We start from the raw sequence: 5,335 nt of genomic DNA, 5'->3' as shown, positions 1-5,335 counted from the left end.
GGGCCGGGCCGGGCCGGGGCGAGGGACGGGGCTCGGAGCGTGGGCGAGGGGCGGGTTTCGGCCGATCCGGGCCGTTAGGGGGGACCCCCCTGTACAGCCGTTCGACCTACATGCTGATAATAGCTTGTGAATGTGAACGCTTTCACAAGCGCGCATGTTCATCCCCCCATGTGCGGATCTGGTGGAACAAAAACTCCGCCTCGAGGCACCGCTGTGAAGGAGAACACGTGGACCTCGCCCTGGCACCCGAGACACTCGCCCGCTGGCAGTTCGGCATCACGACCGTCTACCACTTCCTCTTCGTCCCGCTGACGATCTCCCTGGCCGCGCTCACGGCCGGCCTCCAGACGGCCTGGGTCCGCTCGGGCAAGGAGAAGTACCTCAGGGCCACCAAGTTCTGGGGCAAGCTCTTCCTGATCAACATCGCGCTGGGTGTGGTCACCGGCCTGGTGCAGGAGTTCCAGTTCGGTATGAACTGGTCCGCCTACTCCCGCTTCGTGGGGGACGTCTTCGGAGCGCCGCTGGCCTTCGAGGCGCTGATCGCCTTCTTCTTCGAGTCGACCTTCATCGGGTTGTGGATCTTCGGCTGGGACAAGCTCCCGAAGAGGATCCACCTGGCCTGCATCTGGATGGTGGCGGTCGGCACCATCCTCTCCGCCTACTTCATCCTGGCGGCGAACTCCTGGATGCAGCACCCGGTCGGCTACCGGATCAACGAGGCCAAGGGCCGCGCCGAGCTCACCGACTTCTGGCTGGTGCTGACCCAGAACACCACGCTCGCCCAGGTCTTCCACAGCCTGGCCGCCGCCTTCCTGACCGGCGGCGCCTTCATGGTCGGCATCGCCGCCTTCCACCTGGCCCGCGGCCGGCACATCGCTGAGATGCGCACCTCGCTGCGGCTGGGCCTGGTGACGGTGGCGGTCGGCGGCCTGCTGACGGCGGTCAGCGGCGACGTCCTCGGCAAGGTGATGTTCGAGCAGCAGCCGATGAAGATGGCGGCCGCCGAGGCGCTGTGGGAGGGCGAACGCGGCGCCCCGTTCTCGCTCTTCGCCTACGGGGACGTCGACAAGGGCCACAACACGGTGGCGATCCAGATACCCGGCCTGCTCTCGTACCTCGCCGACTCGGACCTGGACCACTACGTGCCGGGCATCAACGACATCAACAAGGAGATGCAGGAGACGTACGGCCCCGGCGACTACCGCCCCAACATCCCGGTCGCCTTCTGGAGCTTCCGCTGGATGATCGGCTTCGGCATGGCCTCCCTCGGGGTGGGTGTGCTCGGTCTCTGGCTCACCCGCAAGAAGTTCCTGCTCCCCCGGCACCTGCGGACCGGCGAGGACGAGGTGCCGCGCCTGGTCCTGCTGCCGCGCGGCACCGTCCTCGGCCCCCGGGCGACCCGGCTGTTCTGGCAGGTGGCGACCTGGACCATGGCGTTCCCGCTGATCGCGAACGCCTGGGGCTGGATCTTCACCGAGATGGGCCGCCAGCCCTGGGTGGTGTTCGGCGTCTTCCAGACCCGTGACGCCGTCTCCCCCGGCGTCGGCCAGGGCGAGGTGCTCGCCTCGATGGTCCTCTTCACGGTGGTCTACGCGGCGCTCGCCGTCGTCGAGGTGAAGCTGCTCGTGAAGTACGTGAAGGCCGGCCCGCCCGAGCTCACCGAGGCCGACCTCAACCCGCCCACCCGAATCGGCGGCGACCCGCAGGACGCCGACCGGCCGATGGCCTTTTCGTACTAGCAGGCAGGAGTCGCCCCGCATGGAACTTCAACTGCACGACGTCTGGTTCGTCCTGATCGCCGTCCTATGGACCGGCTACTTCTTCCTGGAGGGCTTCGACTTCGGGATCGGCGTCCTCACCCGGCTGCTGGCCCGGGACCGGACCGAGAAGCGGGTGCTGATCAACACCATCGGCCCGGTCTGGGACGGCAACGAGGTCTGGCTGGTGACCGCCGCCGGCGCCACCTTCGCCGCCTTTCCCGAGTGGTACGCCACGCTCTTCTCCGGCTTCTACCTGCCGCTGCTGCTGGTCCTGCTCTGCCTGATCCTGCGCGGGGTGGCCTTCGAGTACCGGGTGAAGCGCTCCGGCGAGCAGTGGCAGCGCAACTGGGAGTCGGTGATCTTCTGGACCTCGCTGCTGCTCGCCACGCTGTGGGGCGTGGTGTTCGGCAACATCGTCCGCGGTCTGCGGATCGACCGGGACCTGGAGTACGTGGGCACCCTGGGCGACCTGCTGAACCCGTACGCCCTGCTGGGCGGAGCGACGACCCTCGCGCTGTTCACCTTCCACGGCGCGGTCTTCGCCGCGCTGAAGACCGAGGGGGAGATCCGGGACCGGGCGCGCGGACTGGCGCTGCGGCTGGGCGCGGTCACCGCCGTGCCGCTGGCCGGCTTCCTGCTCTGGACGCTGCTGCTGCGGGGCAACACCCCGGGTCTGGTGGCCGCCGCCCTCACCCTGGCCGCTCTGGCCGCCGCGGTTCTCACCGCGCGGGCCGGACGGGAGGGCTGGTCGTTCGTCTTCTCCGGTCTCGGTGTGGTGGGGCTGGTGGCGGTCTTCTTCCTGTCGCTGTTCCCGAACGTCATGCCCTCCACGCTGGACGAGACCTGGAGCCTCACGGTCACCAACGCCTCGTCCAGCCCTTACACCCTGAAGATCATGACCTGGTGCGCGCTGGCGGCCACGCCCGTGGTGCTGCTCTACCAGTCCTGGACCTACTGGGTGTTCCGCAAGCGGATCGGCACACGGCACATCGCCGTGAGCCGCTGACCACTCTCACGGACGAGGTTTCACGTGAAACCGGTGGACCCCCGGCTGGTGCGTCACGCACGCGCCACCCGCTTTTTCCTGGCCGCGGTGGTGGCCCTGGGCCTGATCGGGGCAGGACTGGTCGTCGCCCAGGCGACGCTGCTCGCCGAGGTGGTGGTCGGCGTCTTCCAACGAGGGCTGACCACCGGTGAGCTGGGAACTCCCCTGCTGGCGCTGGCCGCCGTCGCCTGCGGGCGGGGGCTGGTCGCCTGGTTGACCGGCCTCGCCGCCCACCGGGCGAGCGCGGCGGTCAAGTCCGAGCTCCGGGGGCGGCTGCTGGCACGGACAGCCGCCCTCGGTCCCTCCTGGCTGGACGGGCAGCGCACCGGGTCGCTGGTGAACCTGGCGACCCGGGGTGTGGACGCCCTGGACGACTACTTCGCCCGGTACCTGCCCCAGCTGGGCCTGGCCGTGGTGGTGCCGGTGGTGGTGCTCGCCCGGATCGTCACGGGCGACTGGGTGTCCGCGGCGATCATCGTGGCGACCCTGCCGCTGATCCCCCTGTTCATGGCGCTGATCGGGTGGGCCACGGAGGCCCACACCGCGCGGCAGTGGCGGCTGCTGTCGCGACTCTCCGGCCACTTCCTCGACGTGGTCGCCGGGCTTCCGACCCTGAAGGTGTTCGGGCGGGCGAAGGCGCAGGCGGAGTCCATCCGTCGGATCACCGAGGAGTACCGGCGGGCCACCCTGCGCACGCTGCGGATCGCCTTCCTCTCCTCGTTCGCGCTGGAGTTGCTGTCCACGCTGTCGGTGGCGCTGGTGGCGGTCACCATCGGCATGCGGCTCGTCCACGGAGAACTGGACCTCTACACCGGGCTGGTGGTGTTGATCCTGGCGCCCGAGGCCTACCTGCCGCTGCGGCAGGTGGGGACGCAGTACCACGCGGCGGCGGAAGGGCTGGCCGCCGCCGAGGAGGTGTTCGCGACGCTGGAGACGCCGCTGCCGGTGGCGGGGGACCGGCCGGTGCCGGCGGACACGACGATCACCTTCGAGGACGTCACGGTGCGCTACCCGGATCGCTCGGAGGACGCCGTTCGGGACGTCTCGTTCATGGTGGAGCCCGGGGCGGCGGTCGCCCTCACGGGACCCAGCGGCGCGGGCAAGTCCACGCTGCTGCGGGTGCTGCTCGGCTTCACCGCGCCCTCGCGAGGGCGGGTGCGTGTGGGCGGCGTGGACCTCGCGGAGATCGACCCGCAGGCCTGGCGGTCGCGGATCGCCTGGGTGCCGCAGCGGCCTCACCTGTTCGCGGCGAGCGTGGCGGAGAACGTGCGGCTGGCACGGCCCGGTGCCGACGAGGCCGAGGTGCGGCGGGCGCTGTCGGACGCCGGGGCGCTGGAATTCGTGGACGCCCTGCCGGAGGGGACCGGCACGTTGCTGGGGGAGGACGGCGCGGGGCTGTCGGCCGGGCAGCGCCAGCGGATCGCGCTGGCCCGCGCCTTCCTGGCCGACCGGCCGGTGCTGCTGCTCGACGAGCCGACGGCCGCGCTGGACGGGGCGACGGAGGCGGAGATCACCGAGGCGGTGCGGCGGCTGGCGGTGGGCCGGACCGTCCTGCTGGTGGTCCACCGGCCCGCACTGCTCGCGGTGGCGGACCGCGTCATCCGGCTCACGGAGCCGTCCGCCCCAGCCGCGGCGAGGAGCGAGGACGCGGGCGGCCCGGACCGCGTGCCCGGGTCCGGCCGCGGCCCGGCGTTCGGTGCCGCCCCGGTGACCTGGGTCGCCGCCTCCACAGCCGGTGCTGCCGTCGAACCGCCGACCGGTGCTGCCGCCGACCCGGTGGTCGAAGCGGCCGCCGGGCCGGTGACCGCAGCGGCTCCCGGGCCGGTAACGCGCTCCGTGGCGCCGCTGACCGGTGCTGCCGTCGAGTCGGTGACTGGTGCCGCCGAGCCGCTGACCGGTGTCGCCCGGCCGGTCGGCGGAGCCGACGGTGGTGCCGACGGTGGTGCCGTGGCCCTTCCCGCGGGCGGGGCGGCGGTCGAGGCCGGTGCCCGTCCCGTGGCCGCACCGGTGGTCGGGGGTGCGCGTGCCCGTGGGCGTGGCGTGCTGCGGCGGGTGCGAGGGCTGTCGGGGGCGCGGCGGGGGCGGCTCGGGACGGCGCTGCTGCTGGGGAGTCTCGCGCTGGGGAGCGCGGTGGGGCTGATGGCGACCTCCGGCTGGCTGATCTCCCGGGCCTCGGAGATGCCGCCCGTGCTGCACCTGATGCTCGCGGTGACCGCGACCCGTGCCTTCGGTATGGGCCGTGCAGTCTTCCGCTACGCCGAACGGCTGCTTTCGCACGACGCCGTGCTGCGGATGCTCGCCGACACCCGGGTCGCGGTCTTCGCGCGGCTGGAGCGGCTCGCCCCGGCCGGGCTGCGCGGCGCACGCCGGGGCGATCTCCTGTCCCGCCTGGTCACCGACGTGGACGCCCTGCAGGACTACTGGCTGCGGTGGCTGCTGCCCGTCGGCGCGGCCCTGACGGTCTCGGCGGGCTCCGTGTCGTTCTCGGCCTGGCTGCTGCCCGAGGCGGGCGCCGTCCTGGCCGTGGGGC

General features: G+C 71.9%; 3 protein-coding genes. All 3 read left to right on the top strand.

What is annotated here, in order from left to right:
• Positions 1-227: 227 nt before the first annotated feature.
• Entirely contained in the window at positions 228-1,739 is a 1,512-nt protein-coding gene (locus tag ACOV8S_RS25470; RefSeq protein ID WP_448320573.1) for a cytochrome ubiquinol oxidase subunit I, read from the top strand.
• Between the two features lie 19 nt (positions 1,740-1,758).
• Complete coding sequence (gene cydB / locus ACOV8S_RS25465; protein ID WP_448320572.1) at positions 1,759-2,766, top strand: cytochrome d ubiquinol oxidase subunit II; 1,008 nt, start codon at positions 1,759-1,761, stop codon at positions 2,764-2,766.
• Between the two features lie 24 nt (positions 2,767-2,790).
• Positions 2,791-5,335 (top strand): thiol reductant ABC exporter subunit CydD (cydD, locus tag ACOV8S_RS25460; RefSeq protein WP_448320570.1); only part of this gene is annotated, 2,545 nt, incomplete at its 3' end.

This window comes from Streptomyces sp. CO7 (genome assembly GCF_053474865.1).
The sequence above is the reverse complement of the archived record's forward strand: the minus strand, read 5'-3'. Positions and strand labels throughout refer to the sequence as shown.

Excerpts from the sequence above, each read along its gene's own strand:
- cydB (WP_448320572.1), top strand. The coding sequence starts at position 1,759 with ATGGAACTTCAACTGCACGACGTCTGGTTCGTCCTGATCGCCGTCCTA.